General features: G+C 70.1%; 17 protein-coding genes. 7 read left to right on the top strand and 10 right to left on the bottom strand.

Annotated features, from left to right (window positions below; genetic code table 11):
- Window positions 1-57 precede the first annotated feature (57 nt).
- The 5 genes from ACYQ77_RS40390 to ACYQ77_RS40370 form a co-directional block, all read right to left on the bottom strand.
- On the bottom strand, window positions 58-567 hold the full coding sequence (locus ACYQ77_RS40390; RefSeq protein WP_459722006.1) for a hypothetical protein: 510 nt from the start codon (window positions 565-567) through the stop codon (window positions 58-60).
- On the bottom strand, window positions 564-1205 hold the full coding sequence (locus tag ACYQ77_RS40385) for a hypothetical protein (protein ID WP_459722003.1): 642 nt from the start codon (window positions 1203-1205) through the stop codon (window positions 564-566). The genes ACYQ77_RS40390 and ACYQ77_RS40385 overlap by 4 nt, the downstream gene beginning before the upstream one ends.
- Window positions 1206-1263: 58 nt before the next feature.
- Window positions 1264-6990 (bottom strand): ThuA domain-containing protein, encoded by a 5727-nt coding sequence (locus ACYQ77_RS40380; RefSeq protein WP_459722001.1) that lies wholly within the window; start codon window positions 6988-6990, stop codon window positions 1264-1266.
- Between the two features lie 152 nt (window positions 6991-7142).
- The gene (locus ACYQ77_RS40375) at window positions 7143-8396 is read right to left on the bottom strand and encodes an ROK family protein (RefSeq protein WP_459721998.1); all 1254 of its coding nucleotides are present in this window, start codon (window positions 8394-8396) and stop codon (window positions 7143-7145) included.
- A gap of 135 nt (window positions 8397-8531) precedes the next feature.
- The gene (locus tag ACYQ77_RS40370) at window positions 8532-8717 is read right to left on the bottom strand and encodes a PspC domain-containing protein (RefSeq protein ID WP_459721995.1); all 186 of its coding nucleotides are present in this window, start codon (window positions 8715-8717) and stop codon (window positions 8532-8534) included.
- A gap of 218 nt (window positions 8718-8935) precedes the next feature.
- On the opposite strand from ACYQ77_RS40370, the gene ACYQ77_RS40365 reads away from it, so the two are divergent.
- On the top strand, window positions 8936-9853 hold the full coding sequence (locus tag ACYQ77_RS40365; RefSeq protein ID WP_459721992.1) for a PfkB family carbohydrate kinase: 918 nt from the start codon (window positions 8936-8938) through the stop codon (window positions 9851-9853).
- On the opposite strand, the gene ACYQ77_RS40360 is transcribed toward ACYQ77_RS40365, so the two are convergent.
- A complete protein-coding gene (locus ACYQ77_RS40360) occupies window positions 9850-10059 on the bottom strand; it encodes a putative signal transducing protein (protein ID WP_459721989.1) in 210 nt (69 codons plus the stop codon). The two genes, ACYQ77_RS40365 and ACYQ77_RS40360, sit on opposite strands and share 4 nt — an antisense overlap.
- A 182-nt stretch (window positions 10060-10241) precedes the next feature.
- On the opposite strand from ACYQ77_RS40360, the gene ACYQ77_RS40355 reads away from it, so the two are divergent.
- The 4 genes from ACYQ77_RS40355 to ACYQ77_RS40340 all read left to right on the top strand — a co-directional run bounded on the left by ACYQ77_RS40355 (window position 10242) and on the right by ACYQ77_RS40340 (window position 14026).
- Window positions 10242-11600 carry an NAD-dependent succinate-semialdehyde dehydrogenase gene (locus ACYQ77_RS40355; RefSeq protein WP_459721986.1) on the top strand — a complete coding sequence of 453 codons (1359 nt, stop codon included), beginning with the start codon at window positions 10242-10244 and terminating at the stop codon, window positions 11598-11600.
- Between the two features lie 176 nt (window positions 11601-11776).
- Window positions 11777-12466 (top strand): polysaccharide deacetylase family protein, encoded by a 690-nt coding sequence (locus ACYQ77_RS40350; protein ID WP_459721984.1) that lies wholly within the window; start codon window positions 11777-11779, stop codon window positions 12464-12466.
- A 5-nt stretch (window positions 12467-12471) separates the two neighbouring features.
- Window positions 12472-13719 (top strand): SGNH/GDSL hydrolase family protein, encoded by a 1248-nt coding sequence (locus tag ACYQ77_RS40345; protein ID WP_459721981.1) that lies wholly within the window; start codon window positions 12472-12474, stop codon window positions 13717-13719.
- Between the two features lie 160 nt (window positions 13720-13879).
- Complete coding sequence (locus tag ACYQ77_RS40340) at window positions 13880-14026, top strand: hypothetical protein (RefSeq protein ID WP_459721979.1); 147 nt, start codon at window positions 13880-13882, stop codon at window positions 14024-14026.
- A 776-nt stretch (window positions 14027-14802) separates the two neighbouring features.
- On the opposite strand, the gene ACYQ77_RS40335 is transcribed toward ACYQ77_RS40340, so the two are convergent.
- Entirely contained in the window at window positions 14803-16185 is a 1383-nt protein-coding gene (locus ACYQ77_RS40335) for a glycosyl hydrolase family 18 protein (protein ID WP_459721977.1), read from the bottom strand.
- A 332-nt stretch (window positions 16186-16517) separates the two neighbouring features.
- Between ACYQ77_RS40335 and ACYQ77_RS40330 the strand changes: the two genes are divergently transcribed.
- Window positions 16518-17936: a glycoside hydrolase family 28 protein gene (locus ACYQ77_RS40330; RefSeq protein ID WP_459721974.1), complete on the top strand. Its 1419-nt coding sequence runs from the start codon at window positions 16518-16520 to the stop codon at window positions 17934-17936.
- Here the strand turns inward: ACYQ77_RS40330 and ACYQ77_RS40325 are convergent.
- The 3 genes from ACYQ77_RS40325 to ACYQ77_RS40315 are packed head-to-tail and all read right to left on the bottom strand — an operon-like array spanning window position 17933 to window position 19343.
- Complete coding sequence (locus tag ACYQ77_RS40325; protein ID WP_459721971.1) at window positions 17933-18304, bottom strand: VOC family protein; 372 nt, start codon at window positions 18302-18304, stop codon at window positions 17933-17935. The genes ACYQ77_RS40330 and ACYQ77_RS40325 overlap by 4 nt on opposite strands.
- A complete protein-coding gene (locus tag ACYQ77_RS40320) occupies window positions 18301-18585 on the bottom strand; it encodes a DUF1905 domain-containing protein (protein ID WP_459721969.1) in 285 nt (94 codons plus the stop codon). The genes ACYQ77_RS40325 and ACYQ77_RS40320 overlap by 4 nt, the downstream gene beginning before the upstream one ends.
- Complete coding sequence (locus tag ACYQ77_RS40315; protein ID WP_459721966.1) at window positions 18582-19343, bottom strand: ArsR/SmtB family transcription factor; 762 nt, start codon at window positions 19341-19343, stop codon at window positions 18582-18584. The genes ACYQ77_RS40320 and ACYQ77_RS40315 overlap by 4 nt, the downstream gene beginning before the upstream one ends.
- Before the next feature lie 598 nt (window positions 19344-19941).
- On the opposite strand from ACYQ77_RS40315, the gene ypfJ reads away from it, so the two are divergent.
- Window positions 19942-20835: a KPN_02809 family neutral zinc metallopeptidase gene (gene ypfJ, locus ACYQ77_RS40310; protein WP_459721964.1), complete on the top strand. Its 894-nt coding sequence runs from the start codon at window positions 19942-19944 to the stop codon at window positions 20833-20835.
- The last annotated feature ends 52 nt before the right edge of the window (window positions 20836-20887 follow it).

Here is a 20887-nt window from a genome sequence, read left to right as displayed (position 1 = left end):
CACGTGACGCACGCCGTCCAGGATGGCATCACGCGGCCACCCCGTGTTGACGAGGGCTCAGCCGACCCGCGCCAGACGGCGTCTGCGCAGGTAGAACGTGATCGCGAGGGCCACGACGGCGACCGCCACCGGCACCGCGACGAGCGTCACCGTGGACGTGCCGCTCGGCGCCGGGGTGCTCGCCGCGGCGGGCTGGGGCAGCTCCGCCGACTTCACCGTGATGGTCTTCGTCGCCGCGGACGGGTGGGTGGCGGTGACCGTCACCGTCCACTCGCCCAGCGGGAGCGGGTCCTGGCCCTGGTAGAACGCCTGCCCCTCGGTGGAGGCCCGCATCGTCACCGGGCCGACCACCTTCCCGTCGGTCGAGGAGACCGCCGTGTAGGTCATGCGGACCTCGCCCGGCACGGCGTGGCCGTCCTTGACGTAGGTGACCGTGGCCGTGACGCCCTGGCCGCCGTCGCTGCGGACGTCGAGCTGGATCGGGCCGCCGTGGGCCCACGCGGGAGCGGCGCCGAGCAGCACCGCCGCGAGCAGAGTGGCCGCGACCACCACGAGTCTGCGGATCATTTGTGTCCATGTCCTTCCGGTTCGCCGTCCGGGGTGAACGCCTCGCCACCCGGTTCGGACTGCAGGTACACGTGCTGGTGGCCGTAGCCCGCGTCCACGTTGATCTGGTCGAGCTGCGTCGCGCCGATCGACCAGGTCGTCACCGCGAGGTCGCGCTGGCGCGTCGCCAGGTCGTGGTCGCCCTTCCGGTGCGCCGCGACGGCGACGGCGAGCTGGTCGATCGCCGCCGTGAGGCTGCCGCGGGCCACGTTCGTGGCGGTCGTGCCCGACGGCGGGTCGTCGAACTCCCTGGCCGCGGCGTCGACGGTCCGCTGCCACGCGGCCCCGTCCCCGGTGTGGGACGCCAGCCCCTCGACGACGGGCTTGAGGTTGTCCGCGGTGGTGCGGGCCAGCTCGGTGAGCTCCTTGATCTGGACCTTGTCGCGGGCGGCGTCCGACGCGCGGATGTCCGCCGCCATCTGGGCTTCCTCGCTGGGCTTGCCGACGAGGTAGCCGCCGAAACCGAACACCACGGCGCCCACCACGAACGCCAGCACGGCGGGCAGGGCACGACGCCACAGCGGGGTGGCCTCCTGCTGCTCGCCGAGGCGGAACGACCGGGCGCGGCGCCGGGCGGGCGCCGTGGTGTTGCGGCTCATCTCGTTTCCTCCAGGTCATGGGCGGGGGCGCCCCAGGGCAGAGCACCCCCGCCATCGGTCAGGACAGCCGGGCGATCACGTCGTCGGTGTCCCGTGCCAGCACGTCCCGCACCTCGGCGACCTTGACCTTGGCGGGGTCGGTCGCGAGTGCCCGGAACTCGCGCAGCAACTTGATGGCCTTGGCGTCGTTGCCCTTCGCCTCGGCCTGCCGCGCCTGGGTCAGCTTCTCCTGCAGCGACTTCTGGGTGGCCTGGTTGATCCAGCCCACCGCCTTGAACCGGTCGACCAGGTTCGAGATGTCGCGGGTGGAGGTGCCCACGCCGAACGTCACCGTCTGGGCGGTGCGGTTGCCCGCGCCGTCGACGGCGGTGACCGTCAGCGTGTGCGTGCCGAGCGGCAGCGTGTACAGCGGCAGCAGCGCGCCGGAGCTGTACGCGTCACCGTCGAGCACACCGGTCAGCGTCTTGACCCCGGACGTCGGGTCCACGGCCTGCCAGCTGATCCGCAGGTCCTGGCTGTCGCCGTAGACCTGCCGGTCGGCGATGCCCGAGATCAGGACCGTCGGCGTGGTGCCGTCGATCTTGATCGTGGCCGCCTTCTCGGTCTCCACGTTGCCCGCCGCGTCCTTCGACCGGTACGCCACCTCGTGGGTGCCGTCCCCGGACACGTCGACCGGCTGCGTGTACTTCGTCCACGGGCCGCCGTCGAGCGAGTACTCGGTACTCACCACGCCGGACGCCGCGTCCGTCGCCGCCAGGGTCACCGGCACCGCGCCGTTGTTCCACCCGTTGTCGTTGGGTGGCGCGAACTGCGCGGTGGTCAGCGGCGCGGTCGCGTCGACCTTGACCGCGAGGGTCCCGGCCGTCTCGACGTTGCCCGCCTTGTCCACCGACCGGTACTGGACGGCGTGGTTCTTGTCCCCGCTCACCACGAACGGCGCGGTGTACGGGGTCCAGGCCCCACCATCCACTGTGTACTCGGTGCGGTCGACACCGCTGCCCTCGTCGGTGGCCGCCAGGGTCACCGTGACCGGTCCGGTGTACCAGCCGCTCGCCCCCGGCGCCGCCGGGTTCGTGGTCGCGGTGGTCTCCGGCGCGGTCTCGTCGGCCTGCTGTGCCCACGAGGCGTGGAAGTAGTCGAACTTCGCGGTCACCAGCTGGGGCGCGCTGGTCCCGAAGGCGAACAGCCCGACCTTGCCGTTCGCCACCGCCGCGTTGGTGACCGTCTGGGCCATGTCGGTCCAGGTGGCACCGTCAGCGGAGTAGGAACCCTGGTAGGTGTTCCCGGTCTTGGCGAGGCGGAGGTACCAGACACCCTGCGTCAGGTTGCCGACCGACGGCTGCGGGTCCTGCACCGCGTCACCGACCTCGCTGCGCAGCTCGATCCGCTTGGCCGTGGCGCTGTCGGCCACGACGTCCAGCTTCACGTAGTTCGCGTCGTCGGTGTACACGATCAGGCCGCCCTGCTGGTAGGACGCGTTGAGCGCACTGGCGTCGACCTTCGTCTCCACCGTCCAGTCCCCGGCGGGCGGGGTCTGCAGGGTGAAGTTCTTCGGGCCGGTGTTGTCGCCGCCGTAGATGTCACCCGGAGTGGTGTCGATCTCCAGGTTGCCACCGGTCACCCTGGTCTTCGTCGCGTCCGGCCGGATCACCGTCGTCCACCGGCAGCCGTCCAGGGCGGACCCGTCGAACTCGTCGTTCGGCGTGGCCGCGGTGGCGGTGTCGTCCGGCAGCAGCTGGAACCAGTCGAACGCGGCGTCGATGACCGGCCGGTTGCCCGTCCCGGACAGCGAGACCAGGCCGATGCGCGGGTTGGTGATGCCCGCGATCAGCTTGTCCGTCTGCGGCATGTTCGTCCAGGACAGACCATCGGCCGAGTACGACGCGGTGAGGCGGGTGCCGTCACTCGCCAGCCGCACGTACACGGTGTCCGGGTAGGCCGCGCCGAGGTTCGGCGTGTTGGACTCGGCCACCTCGTTGGGGACGCCGTTCTCCTCGCGGATGAACTGGAAGACGCGGGCGTTCGCGTCCGCGGTGCCGCGGCCCTCCAGGACCATCTTCGCGTAGTTGTTGTCGTCGCCGTAGAGGATCAGGCCTGCCTGCTGGTAGGCGTCCCGCGCGGTCAGCGACACCTTCGTCGTGGCCTGCCACGCCCCGCTGGGTGCGGGCTGGAGGACCAGGTTCGGCGTCGGGTTGCTGTTGTCCGTGCCGTAGATGTCGGTGTTGGACGTCGGGATGTGCAGCGCACCGTCCCGCACCGCGAGGTCCTGGTTCTGCCGGACCACGCTCCACCGGCCCGCGTCCAGCGCCGTGCCGGTGAAGTCGTCCGACTTCCCGGTCAGGCACGTGACGCTCGGGCTGTCGACGGTGATGTCGACGTGCTCGGTGGTCGCGGCGCCCCGCGAGTCGGTCACGGTGACCGACGCCGCGTAGTTGCCGGGTGCGGTGTAGGTGTACGACGCGTCCGGCGTGGTGGCCGTGGCGCCGTTCACGCCGAAGTTCCACTTGTACGTCAAGGGGTTGTCGCCCTCGGCGTCCGTGGCCTCCGAGTGGAACTCGACCGTCAGCGGCGCGGTGCCGCGGGTCGGCGTCGCCGTCGCGGTGACCACCGGGCGCTGGTTGTCCGTGACGCCCTTGCCGTTGAAGTCGACCCAGTTGACGTTGAACAGGCCACCGGTGTTGGTGGACCCGGACGGCCGCCGCGCGATGAAGTACAGCGGCGCGCTCTCCGTCGGCGGGTTGTCGAGCTGGAGCGTCACGTTCGTGAAGCTCTGCCAGTCACCCGTCACCGGCACGTCCACCGTGCCCACCAGCGTGCCGTCCGTGGCACCGGACCGCACCTCGATGCGGCCGCCGCCACCGTTGGACGCCACCCGGAACCCGATCGAGTCCACGGCGGACAGGTTCGCGGGGTCGAACGACCACCAGTCGCCGTCCTCGATGAACCCGATGTTGCGGAAGCCGCCCTGCGTGTCGGACGTGGTCTCCACCTGGACGCCGGGGTCACCGGTGCCCAGCCCGTCGGCCGTGCGGCCGGTGGCGGTGAAGAACTCGGCCTGCTTGTGCTTGGGCTGGAGGATGGCCTCCGCCCGGCCGGTCAGCGGCGCGGAGCCGCCTGCGCCACCCTTGTCGGTGTAGCTGGCCTCGAACACGGCGAACACGTTGTCGCTGGCGGAGTGCCCGGAGGACAACGACGTCTGCACGGTCCCGTCACACCCGGTGTACTGGTCCAGCGGGTGACCGTGCGTGTCGTGGCCGAGGATCGACTGCAGCTGGACGTCGTCGCAGTTGATCGTGCCCTCTTCGGGGTCGGTGACCGTGATGGTGAACTTCACCTGGTCACCCCAGTCGAAGAAACCACCGTCCGGCGGGAGGTTGAGGGTCACGGTCGGGGCCGTGTTGCCCACCACGATCGGCACGTTGGCCGTCGCCGTGCGCCCGTCGGCGTCGGTCACCGTCAGCGTGGCGCTGAAGTTCCCGTTCGCCGTGTAGGTGTACGACGGGTTGGCCGCGGTGGAGTCCGTGGTGCCGTCACCGGTGAAGTCCCACGCGAACGTGACCGGCGTGCCGTCCGGGTCGAGCGACCCGTCGCTGGAGAAGTTCACCGCGAGCGGCGCGACGCCGGACGTCTTGTCCGCCTTCGCCCGCGCGATCGGCGCCCGGTTGCCCTGCACGTAGTCGATGCGGTAGATGCCGGAGTCGGCGTTGTCGCCGCCGAAGCCGGAGCCCCACTCGATCATGTACAGCGCGCCGTCCGGACCGAACTTCATGTCCATCGGCTTGAGCATCGTGAACGTCTTGAGGATCTGGTTGATGTCGGTCAGCTGGCTGCCGTCCTCGTTCAGCTGGAACGAGTACAGCTTGTTCTGGTTCCACTCGGCGAAGATCGCCTTGCCGTCCCAGTACGCGGGCCACTTGCGGTCCGAGTTCAGGGCCTCGTCGTAGCGGTAGACCGGGCCCGCCATCGGCGCGCCGCCGCCACCCAGCTCGGGGAACGCGGGGTTGGCGGCGTAGTGGTAGTCGACCGTCGCCGCGATCGACGGCGGCAGGTTCGTCAGGCCGGTGTTGTTCGGCGAGTTGTTCACCGGGTTGGCGCAGTCGAACTTGGCGCCCGAGGTGTTCGTGGCGAAGTCGAAGTCGTTGTAGGGGACGTTGTTGCCGATGCAGTACGGCCAGCCGTAGTTGCCCGGCTTGTTGAGGATGTCCCACTCGACCGTGTTCTCCGGCCCCCGGTTCGCGTTCGCGCTGCTCGCGTCCGGCCCGTAGTTGGCGACCATCAGCTTGTGCGTCTTCGGGTCGATGCCCACGCGGAACGGGTTGCGGAAGCCCATGGCGTAGATCTCGGGCTTGGTCTTCGCGGTGCCCGGCGGGAACAGGTTCCCCGCCGGGATGGTGTAGGTCCCGTCGTCCTCCGGGTGGATCCGCAGGACCTTGCCGCGCAGGTCGTTGGTGTTGCCGGACGACTTCTGCGCGTCCCAGTCGGAACGGCCCGCCCGCTCGTCGATCGGCGTGTAGCCGTCGGAGTTGAACGGGTTGGTGTTGTCGCCGTTGGCGAGCCACAGGTCACCGGTCTCGTGGTCGAAGACCATGCCACCGCCGTGGTGGCAGCACTGCGACCGCTGGACCGGGATGTCCAGCACGATCTTCTCCGACGCCATGTCCAGCGTGGAGTCCGCCTTCACCGTGAACCGCGACAACCGGTCGACGTCCCCGCCGTTGGCGGGCGAGTGGTACAGGTAGATCCAGTTGTTGGTCGCGAAGTCCGGGTCCAGCGCGACGCCGAGCAGACCGGACTCGTTGGCGGTGAACACGTTGAGGTGCGCCGACGTGACCACCGAACCGTTCGGCTGGACGACCTTCACGTCACCGAGGCGGTCGATGTAGAACACGCGACCGTCGGGGGCGATGTCGAGCATCATCGGGTTCGACGTGTTGTCGTCGAGCGTGACCTTCTCGAAGCTCGCGTCCTGCGAGGCGGAGCAGTCCGCGGGGACCACGCCCGCCGCGGTCTGGATGCCGCCGAGCAGCAGCTTCAGGAAGTTCGGCTCGACGTAGCTCTCCTTGGTGTGGCCGAGGCCGGTGTACCAGGAGCGCCCGCCGTCGTAGTCCTGGCACCAGGTGATCGGGTGGTCGAAGCCCATCGACCCGCCGGTGTAGGTCTTCTCGTCCAGCGACGTGAGGACGTGGGCCGTGCCGCGCGGGTTCGTCTGGTAGTCGTACCACTCGTCGGTGCGGGTCCACTTGGCCGGCAGGCCCTCGGTCGACGGGTGCGCGGGGTCCTCCACCTTGACGGTGGCCTGCTGGATCGCCGGGTGCTGCTTGAAGTAGGCGCCCACGAGGCCGCCGTACCACTCCCACGCGTAGCCGGTGTCGGCCGCGGCGTGCACGCCGACGTACCCGCCGCCGTGCTGGATGTAGCGCTGGAACGCGTCCCGCTGGGACTGCTCGCCGACCGGCTCGCCCGTGGTCGACAGGAAGATCACCACGTTGTACTGCGCCAGGTTGGCGTCGGTGAACACCGAGGAGTCCTCGGTGGCGGTCACCTCGAAGTTGTGCTCCTGTCCCAGCTTCTGGATCGCGGCGATGCCGTCCGGGATGGAGTCGTGGCGGAAGCCGGTGGTCTTGGAGAAGACCAGGGCCTTGAAGGCCGGGTCAGCGGCGGCCGCCGCCGGCTCGGCCTGCGTTGCCGAGGCCATGGTGGTCACGACCGCGGTGGCGAGCGCGGCCGCCGCCAGCGGTCTGCCCGATCTGCGTAACCACGATCTCGCCCTGTTGGTCAGGGACATCTACTAACCTCCCAAGAGGTGCCCGAAAAACCGGGCGGGGTGTGACTGGCGTTGCTTCCCCGACAGGTGTGGATCTCCGTGTCCCTCCTTTCGTCCCGAGTGGTGCACCTGCCGTGGTGCGGGGCGCTGCCACGCCTCGCACCACGGCCCGATCAGGGCGTATGTCGCAGCGCGACGAGGGTGGGGTCGTCGAGGACCGCTTCGAGGGCGACGTGCGCGCCGCCGCGGGCCGCGGCCGTGAACCCGAGCGTGGAGAGCGCGACCTCGCACGCGTCCGGCGCGATCACGCGGGCGTGCAGTTCGGCCAGCATGGGCTCGAGCAGGTGGTCGCCGAGGCTCGCGAAGTACCCGCCGAGCACGAGCACCCTCGGGTTGAACACGTTGACCAGGATGGACGCGCCCAGTCCCAGCGCCTCGCCGACGAGCTTGAGCGCGTCGAGGGTCCTCGGGTCGCCTGCCCCGGCGCGGCCGGCGAGCATCGCCAGGCGCTGCTCGAGGTCCAGCGACGGGTCGCAGACGGGGTCGTCGGGGGTGGCGGCCATGCGCAGCAGCGCGGCGAGGCCGACCATGGTCTCCCAGCAGCCGCGGCGGCCGCAGCCGCACAGGTCGCCGCCGGGGTTGAGGGGCATGTGCCCGATCTCGCCGGAGAACCCGGCGGCGCCGCGCAGCAGGCGCCCGTCGACCATCACGCCGCCGCCGACGCCGGTCTCACCGGTGAGGTAGACGAGGTCGGCCGTGCCCGCGCGGCTGCCCATGGCGTACTCGCCGAGCGCGGCCAGGTTCGCGTCGTTGTCCACCTGGATGGCGAAGGCGGTGCGGTCGAGCCGCCGCCGCAGCCCGCCGACGACGTCGACGTTCTTCCAGTGCAGGTTGGGGGCGAAGGCGACCACGCCGTCGTCGGTGTCGACGAGCGCGGGGATGGCGAGCGTCATGCCGACGGCCGTGATGTCCTGCTCGTCGCAGGCGGCGAGCGCGCGGATGGCCAGTGCGGTGACCGCGTCCAGCACGGCCTCGGGCGGCAGCGCCTGCACGTCGAGCGCGACCCGGTGCTCGAACACGACGGTGTCGGTCAGGTCGAGGACGACCGCGGTCACGTAGTCGACGTTGATCTCCACGCCGATGCCGCCGATGCCGCGCCCGTCCAGCTCGACGGCCTGCCCGGGCCGCCCGACGGACCCGCCGCGCTCGACGACGCCCTCGCGGACCAGGCCGCGGTCGATCAGCTCCGCGACCAGGCTCGACACGGTGCCCCGGTTCAGCCCGGTCTCCACCGCGATGCGGGCACGGCTGCGCGGGCCTGCGTCCCGCACGTGGCGGAGCACGAGCGCCAGGTTGCTCCGGCGCATGGTGACCTGGTCGGCCGGTTGCCGCCCGGTCGTGCGCCCGGCTGGTCGTGACGCGTTCACAAGGCAGCACCGCCCCGCTAATTTGTCCGTTAGCCGGACAAATTAAGGCGGTGTGAAATCGGCCGTCAACGGTTTACACGGAAGTTTCGTCCACCTGCCCCGGGTGGCCGCGTGGTGGTTGGGCCGAACGGCCGATCAGTAGGACCGTTTGGGCATGAGCGCCCACAGGATCAGGTAGCCGATGAACTGCGGCCCCGGCAGCACGCACGACACGACGAACAGCAGCCGCACCCGGCCGACGGGCCAGCCGAACCGCTCCGCGAGCCCGGCACAGACGCCGGCGATCATCTTCTTGTTCTGGGGTCTGGTCAACGTGGTCATGACTCCACGGTCCCCCGCCGGGCGCCACCCCGCATGGTGGAGAACCCTGAGATCACCCCTGGATGTCGCACCCCGGGTCCGGCGAGTCCTGCGACCTGGCCGGTGTACCCCACCTTGCGCGGTCGTGATCTCCCTTTCCCTTGGCTGGCTTGGATTCCCCGCGGCTGGCCGGACGCCTGCCCGGTTGCCGGTCCGCCACCGGTGGTACCCCGGTCGGCATGGATGCGGCTGACCAGGTTCTCGTGGTCGGGCAGGTGGCCCGCGACCTCGTGTTGCGCGTCGACGAGGTGCCCGGCCCCCGCGAGGCCGTGCCCGCGCGGCAGCGGCTGGAGACGCTCGGCGGCAAGGGCGCCAACCAGGCGGTGGGCCTCGCCCAGCTGGGGGTGCCCGTCGCGCTGCTCGGCGTGGTCGGCGACGACCCCGTCGGCGACGACCTGCTGTCCAGAGCCCGGGCCGACGGCATCGACGTCACCCCGGTCGTGCGCCGCCACAGCGCCCGCACCGGGCTGATCGTCAGCCTCCTCGACACCGACGGGAGCTGGCGTTACGTCGAGGACCTGCCCGACCCCGTCCTGCTCACCGAGGACGACGTCCTCGACGCGCACCGCCCCGCCCGCTGCACCGTCGTCCAGCTGCAGCAACCGCCTGCCGCCGTGCTGGCCGCGGTCCGGCAGGCCGCCGGGCTCGTCGTGCTGGAGGGCGCGCCCGCCGACGACGGGCGGCGGGAGGAGATCCTGGCCCGCGCGCACGTGCTGCGCGCCGACGCCAAGGAGGCCGGGCTGCTGACCGGCATCGAGCCCGCCGACCCCGAGACCGCCCTGCGCGCGGCTCGCGACGTGCAGCGCGACCACGACCTGGCACTGGTCGCGTTCGGCTACGACGGCGGGGACGTGTTCGTCTGGCGCGGCGGCTCCCTCGTCGCCACGCACGGTGGCGCGAAGGTCGTCGACACCACCGGTGCGGGTGACGCGCTCACCGCGGGCTTGACGACGGTGCTGGTACGTGGTGGCGAGCCGGAAGAGGCCGTCGAGCTGGGCGTCGCCGCGGCGGCCGCGACCGTCGAGCACGCAGGCGGCCGTCCGCGACTCACCCCGTCACGGCTGCGGCACTTCCTGCGCCGCGCCCACGTGCACTAGGCGTCGACACCCGCGTCGGCGAGCAGTTCGCGGGCCTCGTCGAGCCGGTCCTCGGCCACCAGCACGCGGTTGGTGACGGCGTTGATGGACCCGTCGATCACACTCATGTGCGAGTCGGCGACCGTGTGGGCGATCTTCGCGTCCGCGAGCAACGACGCCGCGAACGAGATCAGCACCGGGTCGTTGGACCTGAGCAGCTCGATCATGGCCGCCCCCTTCTCTCTGGTCGTCAGCCTAGTCCGCACGCCGACCGGAACCCGCCGTCGTCGTGGGCAGCGTCACCGCGGCGGCGATCTCGTCCCACCAGATGACATGCAGTGTATACAGTATTCTGTCTGGAATGTAGGCTGGACGCGGACCGTGTCGTAGAGGAAAGGCCCGCGCTTCCATGTACACAGTCACCAACCCGGCGACCGGCGAGCTGATCGAGGAGATCGAGAACGCGAGCGACGAGGAGGTGCGGGCCGCGATCGACCGCGTGCACAGCGCCTACCCCGCGTGGCGGGCCCGGTCGGTCGCCGAGCGCGCGAAGATCGTCTCCCGGGCGGCAGAGCTGTTCGCGGAGCGGTCCGACGAGCTGGCCGCGATCATGACCCTCGAGATGGGCAAGCGGATCAACGAGGGCCGCGGCGAGGTCGGCATCGTGGTCGACATCTTCAACTACTACGCGGACAACGCCGCGACGCTGCTCGCCGACGAGCCCATGACGGTCACGACCGGCGACGCGGTGATCGTGAAGCAGCCGATCGGCGCCCTGCTCGGCGTGATGCCGTGGAACTTCCCCTGCTACCAGGTCGCCCGTTTCGTCGCGCCGAACCTGGTGCTGGGCAACACGATCCTGCTCAAGCACGCGTCCATCTGCCCGCGCTCGGCGCGGGCGATCGCCGACGTCCTGCACGACGCGGGCGTGCCGGCGGACGTCTACGTCAACACGTTCGCGTCCAGCCGCCAGATCCCGGCCGTGCTGGCGGACCCGCGGATCATGGGCGTGTCGCTGACCGGCAGCGAACCCGCGGGCATCTCGGTCGCCACCGAGGCGGGCAAGCACCTGAAGAAGACGGTGCTGGAGCTGGGCGGCTCCGACCCGCTGATCGTGCTCGACGCCGCCGACCTCGACGAGACGGTGAAGCAGACCGCGACCGCGCGCATGCGCAACTGCGGCCAGTCGTGCAACGCGCCAAAGCGGATGATCGTGCTGGCCGAGCTGTACGACGACTTCGTCGACAAGCTGACCAAGCACGTCGCCGACTACTTCCAGCCCGGCGACCCCGCCGACCCGGCGACGAAGCTGCCGCCGCTCGCGTCGGCCGCCGCCGCCGACGAGGTGGCCGGGCAGGTGCGCAAAGCCGTCGAGCAGGGCGCGACGCTGCGGACCGGCGGCAAGCGGATCGAGCCGGGCGCGTACCTGGAGGCCACCGTGCTGACCGACGTCACGCGCGAGATGGACGCCTACTACGAGGAGATCTTCGGCCCGGTGGTGGTCGTGTTCCGGGCGCGGGACGAGGAGCACGCGATCGAGCTCGCCAACGACTCGCCGTTCGGGCTCGGCGCGAGCGTGTGGGGCACCGACCCCGCGCGGCTGCGCCGCGTGGCCGAACGGATCGAAGCGGGAATGGTGTACGTCAACCGCGCGGGCGGCTCGTCGGCGGACCTCCCGTTCGGCGGCATCAAGCGGTCCGGCATCGGCCGCGAGCTCGGCCCGGCCGGCATCGAGGAGTTCATGAACAAGAAGGCGATCCGCCTGTAGCCGGACGCGACCCGGGAACGGGCCGGAGCACGCGCTCCGGCCCGTTTTTCATGCGCCGAAAATTTCGGTCCCCTCACCTCGTGATTGACAACGTCCGTCGAATATCTCTACATTCAATTCCGGAATTGTTTCGAAACTTCCGGAATTCGTCATGCTGCGATAGACGGGAGCACGGTGTGTCCGCCGCACGAACCCTCGGTCTTCTCCTCGTTCCCCTGCTGGCGGCCGGCGTGACCCCCGCCGCGGCCGAGCGACATGCCCCGCCCACCCCGGTCGTCGTGGACTCGACGCGCGACGGCGGCCAGTCCGTCGCCCTCACGTTCGACGACGGACCTGACCCGGCGAACACGCCCGCGCTGCTGAAACTGTTGCGGCGCAACCACGTCCGGGCGGTCTTCTGCCTGTGGGGCGAGCACGCGCGGCAGTACCCGTCGCTGGTGCGCCAGATCGTGTCCGACGGCCACGTCCTGTGCAACCACTCGCTGAACCACGACGACCTGTCGACGTGGACGCCGGAGGCGATCCGCGCGGACCTCGAGGCGACGAACGCGGCGATCCGCGCGGCGGTGCCGTGGGCGCGGATCCCGTACTTCCGCGCACCGTACGGGGCCTGGGGCCAGACCCCGGAGGTCGCCGCCGCGATGGGCATGCAACCGCTCGGGTGGCGCCTGGCGATCGGCGACTGGGAGCCGCCCGGCACCGACGTGCTCGTCGACCGCATCCTGACGGGCGTCAGCCCGGGCGCGGTGGTCCTGCTGCACGACGGCGGCGGTGACCGCACGCAGACCGTCGAGGCGGTGGCCGCCGTCATCCCGCGGCTGCGCTCGGACGGCTGGCACTTCTCGCTCCCCGCCCGGCGCGGGTGATCACCGTGGGACGCAACAGAATCGTCGCCGTCCTGGCGGGCCTCGCGGTCCTGCTGACCGGCGCCACGACGGCCGACGCGACGCCGCCGTCGCACTGGGTGGGCACGTGGGCGAGCGTCCCGACGCGAACCCCGGCGACCGCGACCCCGGTGCTCGCCGACGAGACGATCCGGCAGGTCGTGCACACCAGCGTGGCAGGCAGCGAGCTGCGGCTGCGCCTGACCAACGAGTTCGGCACCACGGCGCTGACCATCGGCGCCGTGCACGTGGCCCGCCGCGCCGGCACGACGGGCACGGCCATCGACCCGCGGACCGACCGCACGGTCACGTTCGGCGGTGTGCGCTCCCCGACGATCCCGGCGGGCGCACCGCTGCTGAGCGACCCGGTGCGCCTTCCGTTGCCTGCGCGGTCGGATCTCGTGGTGAGCATCCACCTGCCGCGCGAGACCCCCGTGACGTCACTGCACAACTTCGCGTACCAGGAGAACGTGGTCGCGGCGGGGGATGTCACGGACGACCGCGTCGTCACCGGCCGCACGGTCACGGCGTGGTACTTCCTGTCGGCCGTCAGCGTCCGCACAACGGACCGCGCCGCGGACGCGGTGGTGGCGTTCGGCGACTCGATCACCAACGGTTTCGAGACGGACATCGGCGCCAACCACCGGTGGCCGGACCTGCTGGCGAACCGGTTGCGGGACAAGGGGGTGCTGAACCTCGGCGTGGCGGGCAACCGCCTGCTGCGCGACCCGAACCCGCCCCCGGGCAGCGACGCGGTGAACTACGCGGCGTTCTTCGGGGAGAGCGCGCTCCGCAGGTTTGACCGGGACGTGCTGGCACAACCGGGCGTGGCACACGTGATCGTGCTGCTTGGTGTCAACGACCTGGGCCACCCCGGCACGGCAGCGCCCGCGGACGAGGTCGTCACGGCCGGGGAGATCATCAACGCCCACCGCCAACTGATCGCCCGCGCCCACGCCGCGGACATCCACGTCGTGGGCGGCACGATCCTGCCGTTCAAGGACGACCTGCTGGGCTTCTACTCACCGCGGAACGAAGCCAAACGCCAGGCGGTCAACCACTGGATCCGCACGAGCGGCGAATACGACGCGGTGATCGACTTCGACGCGGCACTCCGCGACCCGGCCGACCCAGCCCGCCTGCGGCCGACGTACGACAGCGGCGACCACCTGCACCCCAACGACGCGGGCATGGCAGCCATGGCAGCGGCAATCCCGTTGCGACTGCTGAACTGAATCGTTCTTGTAATCGTGACCGAAAGCATTGCACGCACAGCGATTCCTGTCGCTACCGTTCACCACAACGACAAAACGGTGAACGGGGGCCGCGATCATGAGCGCAGAACCGGAAAACGAGAAAGCACCCATCCGCCATGACAACGGGAAACTGCTGATCATGTTGGCGGACCGGGTACTGGGCAGCACCGCCCAGACGTTCCGGCTGACGTTCGTGCTCGTGGTGGTGGCGACGGTGCTCGTCGCGCTGATCAAGGCGGTGCCGTGGGATCACCTCGACGGGTTGCTGCCATGGGACCACCGCTGACCCGCCCGCGGGGGCGGCCTCCGGCCCCGGTTGCCAGCCTCTCATGGAGGACCGACAAAAGGGCCGGGTGTGGGCCGGGTTGTCCACAACGCACCACGTTGTCCACAACCCGGCCCGCACCACCGAAAACTGTCCGTGCCCGCCGGTAAGCTGGATTCCGGGGGCCGGAGGCCGCCCGCACTCCGGGCAAGCCCACCATCAGATCGGCCCACCATCAGATCGGCCCACCATGAGACGGGTCCGCCATGAGTCAGGCCCACTGCCAGGCAGACCTACCCTTCGGCAGCCCTGCTCTCCGGCAGACCCACTCGTTCGGCACGCCCACCATCAGCCAGGTTCACCATCAGGCAGCCCGCTCTCCAGCAAGCCATCGTCGGGCAAGCCCACCATCAGACAGGCCCACCACGAGACGGGCTCACCATGAGCCAGGCCCACTGCCAGACAGACGTACCCTCCGGCAGGCCACCATCAACCAGGTTCACCACCAGGCAGGCCGACCATCAGACAGGCCATCGCCAGACAGGCTTCCGCCAGGCCAGCCCACCAGCAGGCAGACCCATCGCCGGACAGCCTCCCCTCCGGCATGCCCGCCGTCAGACGCGCGCACCTCCAACAGGCCCACCTCCAGCGCCCATCGGGCAGGCCCATCATCAGGCCTCCCACCGTCCAGCAGGCCCGTTCAGCAGCCCCGTCCAGCAAGCCCCGTTCGGTGTGCGCCGCCATCAGCCAGGCACACCATGAGACTCACGGTCAGAAGCCCGCCATCAGGCCCACCGTCAGGACGGGAGTCGCCACACCTGGTTGGTGCCGCCGAAGCAGTCCCAGATCTGCAGCCGCGTACCGTCGGCGGAACTCGGGCCCGTCGCGTCCAGGCAGCGGCCGGACGCGGGGTTCCGCAGCGTCCCGTTCGACTGTGCCTGCCACTGCTGCGCACCCGTCCCGTTGCAGTCGTACAACTGCACGACCGTCCCGTTGGCGGTGCCCGCCGCCGCGACGTCCATGCACTTGCCCAGCGCTCGCAACGTGCCGTCGGAGCCGACGGTCCAGTTCTGGGCGTTCGTGCCGTTGCACGTCCACAGCTGGATCGCCGTCCCGTTGGCGGAGTTGGCGCCCGCGACGTCGACGCACTTGCCGCCGATGCCGGTGATCGGGCCGGTGCGGCCGGCCGGCGGGTTGCCGCCACCGGTGGCGACCTCGTAGATCGCACTGACCAGTGACGTGCTGCCGCTCGTGTCCTGCGACAGCTCCCAGTTCATGATGCCGCCCGCGTTCGCCATCGCCCACTGGGTCTTGCGCTTGATCGTCGGGATGCCGTTGTAGCACTGCTGCGCACCGCTCACCGTGGCACAGTCGCGGTTCGCGTTCGCCGGGTCCATCGCCACGAGCTGGCTGTACGTGTAGTAGCCCGGCCGGCTGTAGAACGGCACGCCCAGCACGGTCTTGCTCGCCGGCAGGCCGCGGCCCTTCCAGTAGTTCGCCGACTGGATGGACCAGTCGTAGTTCGCGTGCGGGCTGCCGCCGTCGTAGGCCATGATGTTGAGCCAGTCGACGTAGCCGAACACCGGGGTCTGCACGCCCTCTGCGGTGCCGCCGCCGGAGACGACGGCCGCGGTGAGCAGCTTGCCCCGGCTGTGCATGGCCGACGACAGCTGCTGCATCAGCGCGGTGAAGTTGTTTCCTGAACTACCCGCATCTGGGTATTCCCAGTCTATGTCAACCCCGTCGAGGTTGTACTGGTTCACCACGTTGACGACGCTGTTGACGAACGTGGTGCGCGCGGTGGCGTTGCCGGCGAGCGCCTCGAACGCGGAGTCGTTGCCGTCGTTCCAGCCGCCGATCGCCAGCGACACCTTGACGTTGTTGCTGTGCCCCAGGCTCACCAGCGACGACAGCTTGCCCGGGTCGGGGATGGCCTGCAGCGTGCCGTTCGAGTTCGGCAGCGCGAAGGCGTAGTTGATGTGCGTCAGCTTGTTGTACTGGATGCTGTTCACACTCCCGGACCACGACGGCATGTAGCCGACGCTCCGGAATCCGTTGGGCAGCACGGCAGCCGCCGCCGGTGACGCGGCGACCACCGCCAGCCCGGTGGCGACGGTCGCCAGGGCCAGCCCGGCGGCACCCCACCGGCGACTTCGCCGGGGCAGGTCAGAGTTGGGCATGGGCGTTCCTTCCAAGGCAGGGAGAAGGGTGACGCTTTCGCGGAACCGGTTCCGGCCCAGTGAACATCGAATCTCTCCCGGCCGTCAATAGTGGACCGCAAATTGGTTCAACCACATCGTCGAACAGCTCCGCACAGGACCGAACATGCCGAGGCAAGCCCTTTCTCGACGCACAGCGCCGGACGACCGGGCTCGTTCGACACCGGGTTCGACTCGTTCGACGGGAGTTCCGGCCAGATTTCCGGGATTATCCGGTGCCATTGCGCAGCACTCCGGGAATGCGGTACTACCGATTTCCGCGCGAATTTCGCCGAGAATTCCGGAGGTGCGCGATGTCAGCTCGTTGGTCTCGCCGGTCGTTCCTCAGAACCGCCGCGGCCGGCACCGTCCTGGGCGCAGCGGCGCTCAGGCAAACGCTTGCTTCAGCGGATCCGGCCGACCCGTGGGCGCGGGCGGACGACATCGCGCGGTGCGTCCGGCCGCCGCGATTTCCCCGCCGCTACTTCCCCGTCACGCGATTCGGCGCGAAGGGTGACGGCGTCACCGATTGCACGATCGCATTCGCGCGGGCGGTGCGTGCCTGCGCGCACGCGGGCGGCGGACACGTCGTCGTGCCCGCGGGCCGGTACCTGACCGGGCCGATCCACCTGCGCAGCGGCGTCGACCTGCACGTGACCGCCGGGGCGACGATCGCGTTCAGCCAGGACCCGGCCCGCTACCTGCCCGCCGTGTTCACCCGCTGGGAGGGCACGGAGCTGTACAACTACTCACCCCTCATCTACGCCTTCGAGCAGCGCGGCATCGCGGTCACCGGCACCGGCACGCTCGACGGGCAGGCCGACAACGCGCACTGGTGGCCGTGGAAGGGCAACGCCGACTACGGCTGGCGGCCGGGCGACCCGCACCAGGGCCCGGCACGCAGCCGCCTGCAGGCGATGGCGGAGGAGGGTGTCCCCGTCGCACGACGGGTCTTCGGCGACGGCGACTACCTGCGGCCGAGCTTCGTCCAGCCGTACCGGTGCCGGGACGTGCTCGTCGAGGGCGTCACCATCGTCAACTCCCCCATGTGGGAGGTCCACCCGGTGCTGAGCCGCAACGTGCTGGTGCGGGACGTGACCGTGGTGACCCACGGCCCGAACAACGACGGCTGCAACCCCGAGTCCAGCAAGGACGTGGTGATCCGCGGCTGCACCTTCGACACCGGCGACGACTGCGTCGCGATCAAGTCGGGCCGCAACGCCGACGGCCGCCGGGTCGGCGTGCCGAGCGAACGGATCCTCGTCGAGGACTGCGACTTCGCCGCGGGCCACGGCGGGGTGACCATCGGCAGCGAGATGTCCGGCGGCGTCCGGGACGTGTACGCGCGGAACCTGCGGCTGAGCAGCCCGAACCTGGACACCGCGCTGCGCTTCAAGACGAACTCGGTGCGCGGCGGCTTCATCCACGACGTCCACGCACGCGACCTCACGGTCGGCACGGTCGGGCAGGCCGTGATCACCATCGACTTCTACTACGAGGAGGGCCCTGGCCACGGCTTCAACCCCGACGTCACCGGCATCAGCGTCGAGAACATGACCGTCGCGCAGGCGGGCCGCGCGCTCAACCTGCGCGGCTACCCGGACGACCCGGTGGGCGCCGTCGCGCTGACGAACGTCGACTTCCAGCGCACCACGCAGCCGTCGATCGTGGAGAACGTGTCGGGGCTGGCGCTGACCGACGTCTTCGAGAACGGCGCGCCCATGCGGGTCTAGGACTCGGTGATGGAGAAGGCGTTGCCGTCGGGGTCGCGGAAGGCGAACATCGGCGGCACGCCGGGCCAGGTGAGGACCTCGTCGGTGTCGACACCGGCTGCGGTGAGTGCGGCGTGTGCCGCGGCCGCGTCGTCGGTGGTGAACCGGATCATGATCGGCCCGCGGGTGACGTCGGCGGGCGCCTGGTCCAGCGTGACGACGACGCCGTCGTCGGTGCCGGGCGCGAGTTCGATCCACCGCCCGGTCGGGATCGGCCCGTCGCGCAGCACGGTGAAGCCGAGCGTGCCGACGTAGAACCGCAGCGCCTGCTCCTGGTCGGTGACCGGCACGCTGACGGTCCTGATGCCGGTGATGACGTTCGCGCTCATCGGGCGATCCGCTCGTCGAGGGTGACCGTGACGGTGTCGCCGGCCTGCTTGCCGATGCGAGCACGGACGTCGGCGGCGAACGCGAGCTTGTGCGTGCCGTCACCGAGCGCCATGAACGAGCCCTGGAACGGCTCGCCCTCGACGCGGCCGCGCACCTTCACCAGGCCGCGGGTGCCGAAGAACTCGGCGGAGCCGGGCATCACGACGTAGGTCCAGCCGCCCTTGCTGGGGCTCTTGAGCAGTGTCGCCGTGAACGTCTTGTCGAGTTTCGTACCGGTCATGATGGTTCGCCTCCGTACATGAGTGAGCCCGGCGTGGTGAGTTCCGTGCCGGTTTCCAGCCAGGTCTTGAGGCCGGAGAGGATCATCGGCCAGCCGCCGTAGAGGTGGTCGTCCGCGTCGGCGGGCAGCTGGTCGTGCCGCACGAGGAGCCGGCAGCTGTCGCCGACCTGCTCGATCTCCCAGGTCACCCGGCTGGTGCCCTGGGCGGCGATGTCGTCGTCCCAGATGGCGTGGTAGGTCTGCACGAGCCGCCGGGGCGGGTCCACCTCGAGGTTCTCGCCCTCGATCAACCCACCGGCCCCGTCGTGGCTGACCCGGTAGGGCGAGCCGGCGGTCCAGTCGGACTCGACGCGCGCGCCGAACTGGAACCGCGCCCGCGTCGCGGGATCGGTGATCGCCTCCCACAGCCGCTGCGGCGTCGTGCGGATGAAGATCTCGAACACCTTCTCCACGCCTGCCTCCAGATGTCGTTTCAGATCGACGAGGCCGGCGGCCCACGTCTCGGTGTACTTGCTGACCCAGCGGTCGTGGACGAGGCGGATCGGCACGGGGTTCAGGAAGTGCAACTTCTCCCGGCCCCGCCGATCGGCCACGACGAGCCCCGCCTCCTCGAGCAGGCGAAGGTGCTTGGCCACCGCGACCCGCGTCATCGCGAACCGGCTGGCCAACGCGTTGAGCGACTGCCCATCACGCCGGAACAGCTCATCGAGCAACTCCCTGCGCGTCGGATCCGCCAACGCCTTGAACACCAGTTCCACCCCACGAGAATAGGAAACCAAATGGTTTCATGTCAACCTCCGAGGAGCAGCAACAGACACGACAACCGAAACCGAGCGCAGCTCACCAAACGAGGACTGCCTGCCTGCCATCCCGTCGACCTGGCGAAGCCCGATCACACCGGGTCAAGGGGGCCCGAAACCCAAAGCACCACGTGCCCAAAGCCGCCGGGCCCCCTTGACGCGGTGTGATAGCCCTCCGGGAGGTCGACGGGATGGCAGGCAGACCACTCAACAGCAGTCCTTGCCAACCCAGCCCCGTGCAAGACCCCCTGCCATCCCGGAGACCAGCCCGTCCGGCGAGGACCCCCCGGAGGGAAACCCACCACAAGGCCAACCACAAAACCCGGGACACGCAAACCGCCACAGCCGGCGCTGACCTGCGGAAACCGCAAGAAAACCGCGGCCCCAGCACGTACGGGCAGCCCCCACCACTCCCGGGGGCACCCCGCTGTCCAGTCTACCGGTGTCCACCGACAGGGGGACGGATGTCGATCTTGCCTGTGGACAACCGATCCACCTGTGGACAACTCATGGCCCGCGTCGTGCCGAGGTCTGGCTCGCGTGCGAGCATTTGTTGGTGAGATTCAACGAAGGCGCGGACCTCGACACGTCACAGGTCACCGACCAGCGTGGGATGGGCGGGCGCATCGCCGCGGGTGGCGGCGGGCTCGGCATCCTCGGACTCGTCATCTACTTCGTGATCTCCCAGTTCGGCGGGGGTGGCGGCACGGCACTGCCGCCGGGGTTCGGCGACATCGGCCAGGGCGAGCAGGTGGGCTCGTCGTCGCTGGCCGAGCGGTGCAAGACGGGCGCCGACGCCAACCGGGACGCCGACTGCCGCGCGGTCGCGTTCATCAACTCGATCCAGAGCTTCTGGACCGGCCGCCTCGACGGGTACCAGGAGGCGGAGACGAACTTCTTCTCCGGCGGCGTGCAGACCGGCGGTTGCGGCAACGCGACGTCGGCGACCGGGCCGTTCTATTGCCCCGCCGACGCCGAGGTGTACATCGACCTCACGTTCTTCCAGGAGCTGCACGACAAGTTCGGCGCGCAGGGCGGGCCGTTCGTCGAGGGGTACGTGCTCGCGCACGAGTACGGCCACCACGTGCAGAACCTGCTCGGCACGTCCCGCCGCGTCGGCAGCGACACCGGGCCCACGTCGGGTTCGGTGCGGCTCGAGCTGCAGGCCGACTGCTACGCGGGCGCGTGGGCCAACCACGCGACCACCACACCGACCGAGGGCGGCGAGCCGCTGATCACCGAGGTGACGCGGGACGACATCGCCGCCGCGCTCGACGCCGCGTCCCGCATCGGCGACGACTACATCCAGAAGGAGCTGGGCGGCGGGTCCGTCGACACGACCCAGTTCACGCACGGTTCCTCGGCGCAGCGGCAGAAGTGGTACACGATCGGCTACGAGACCGGCGACCCGAACCGCTGCGACACGTTCGCCACCAACGACCTCGGCTGAGGTGCCCTGAAAAACGGTTAGCCCGTCCGGCCGTTGCCTGGCTGTGACGGCG

This window comes from Actinophytocola sp. KF-1 (assembly GCF_054661535.1).
Note: the sequence above shows the minus strand (reverse complement) of the source record. Positions and strands in the feature narration are given on the sequence as shown.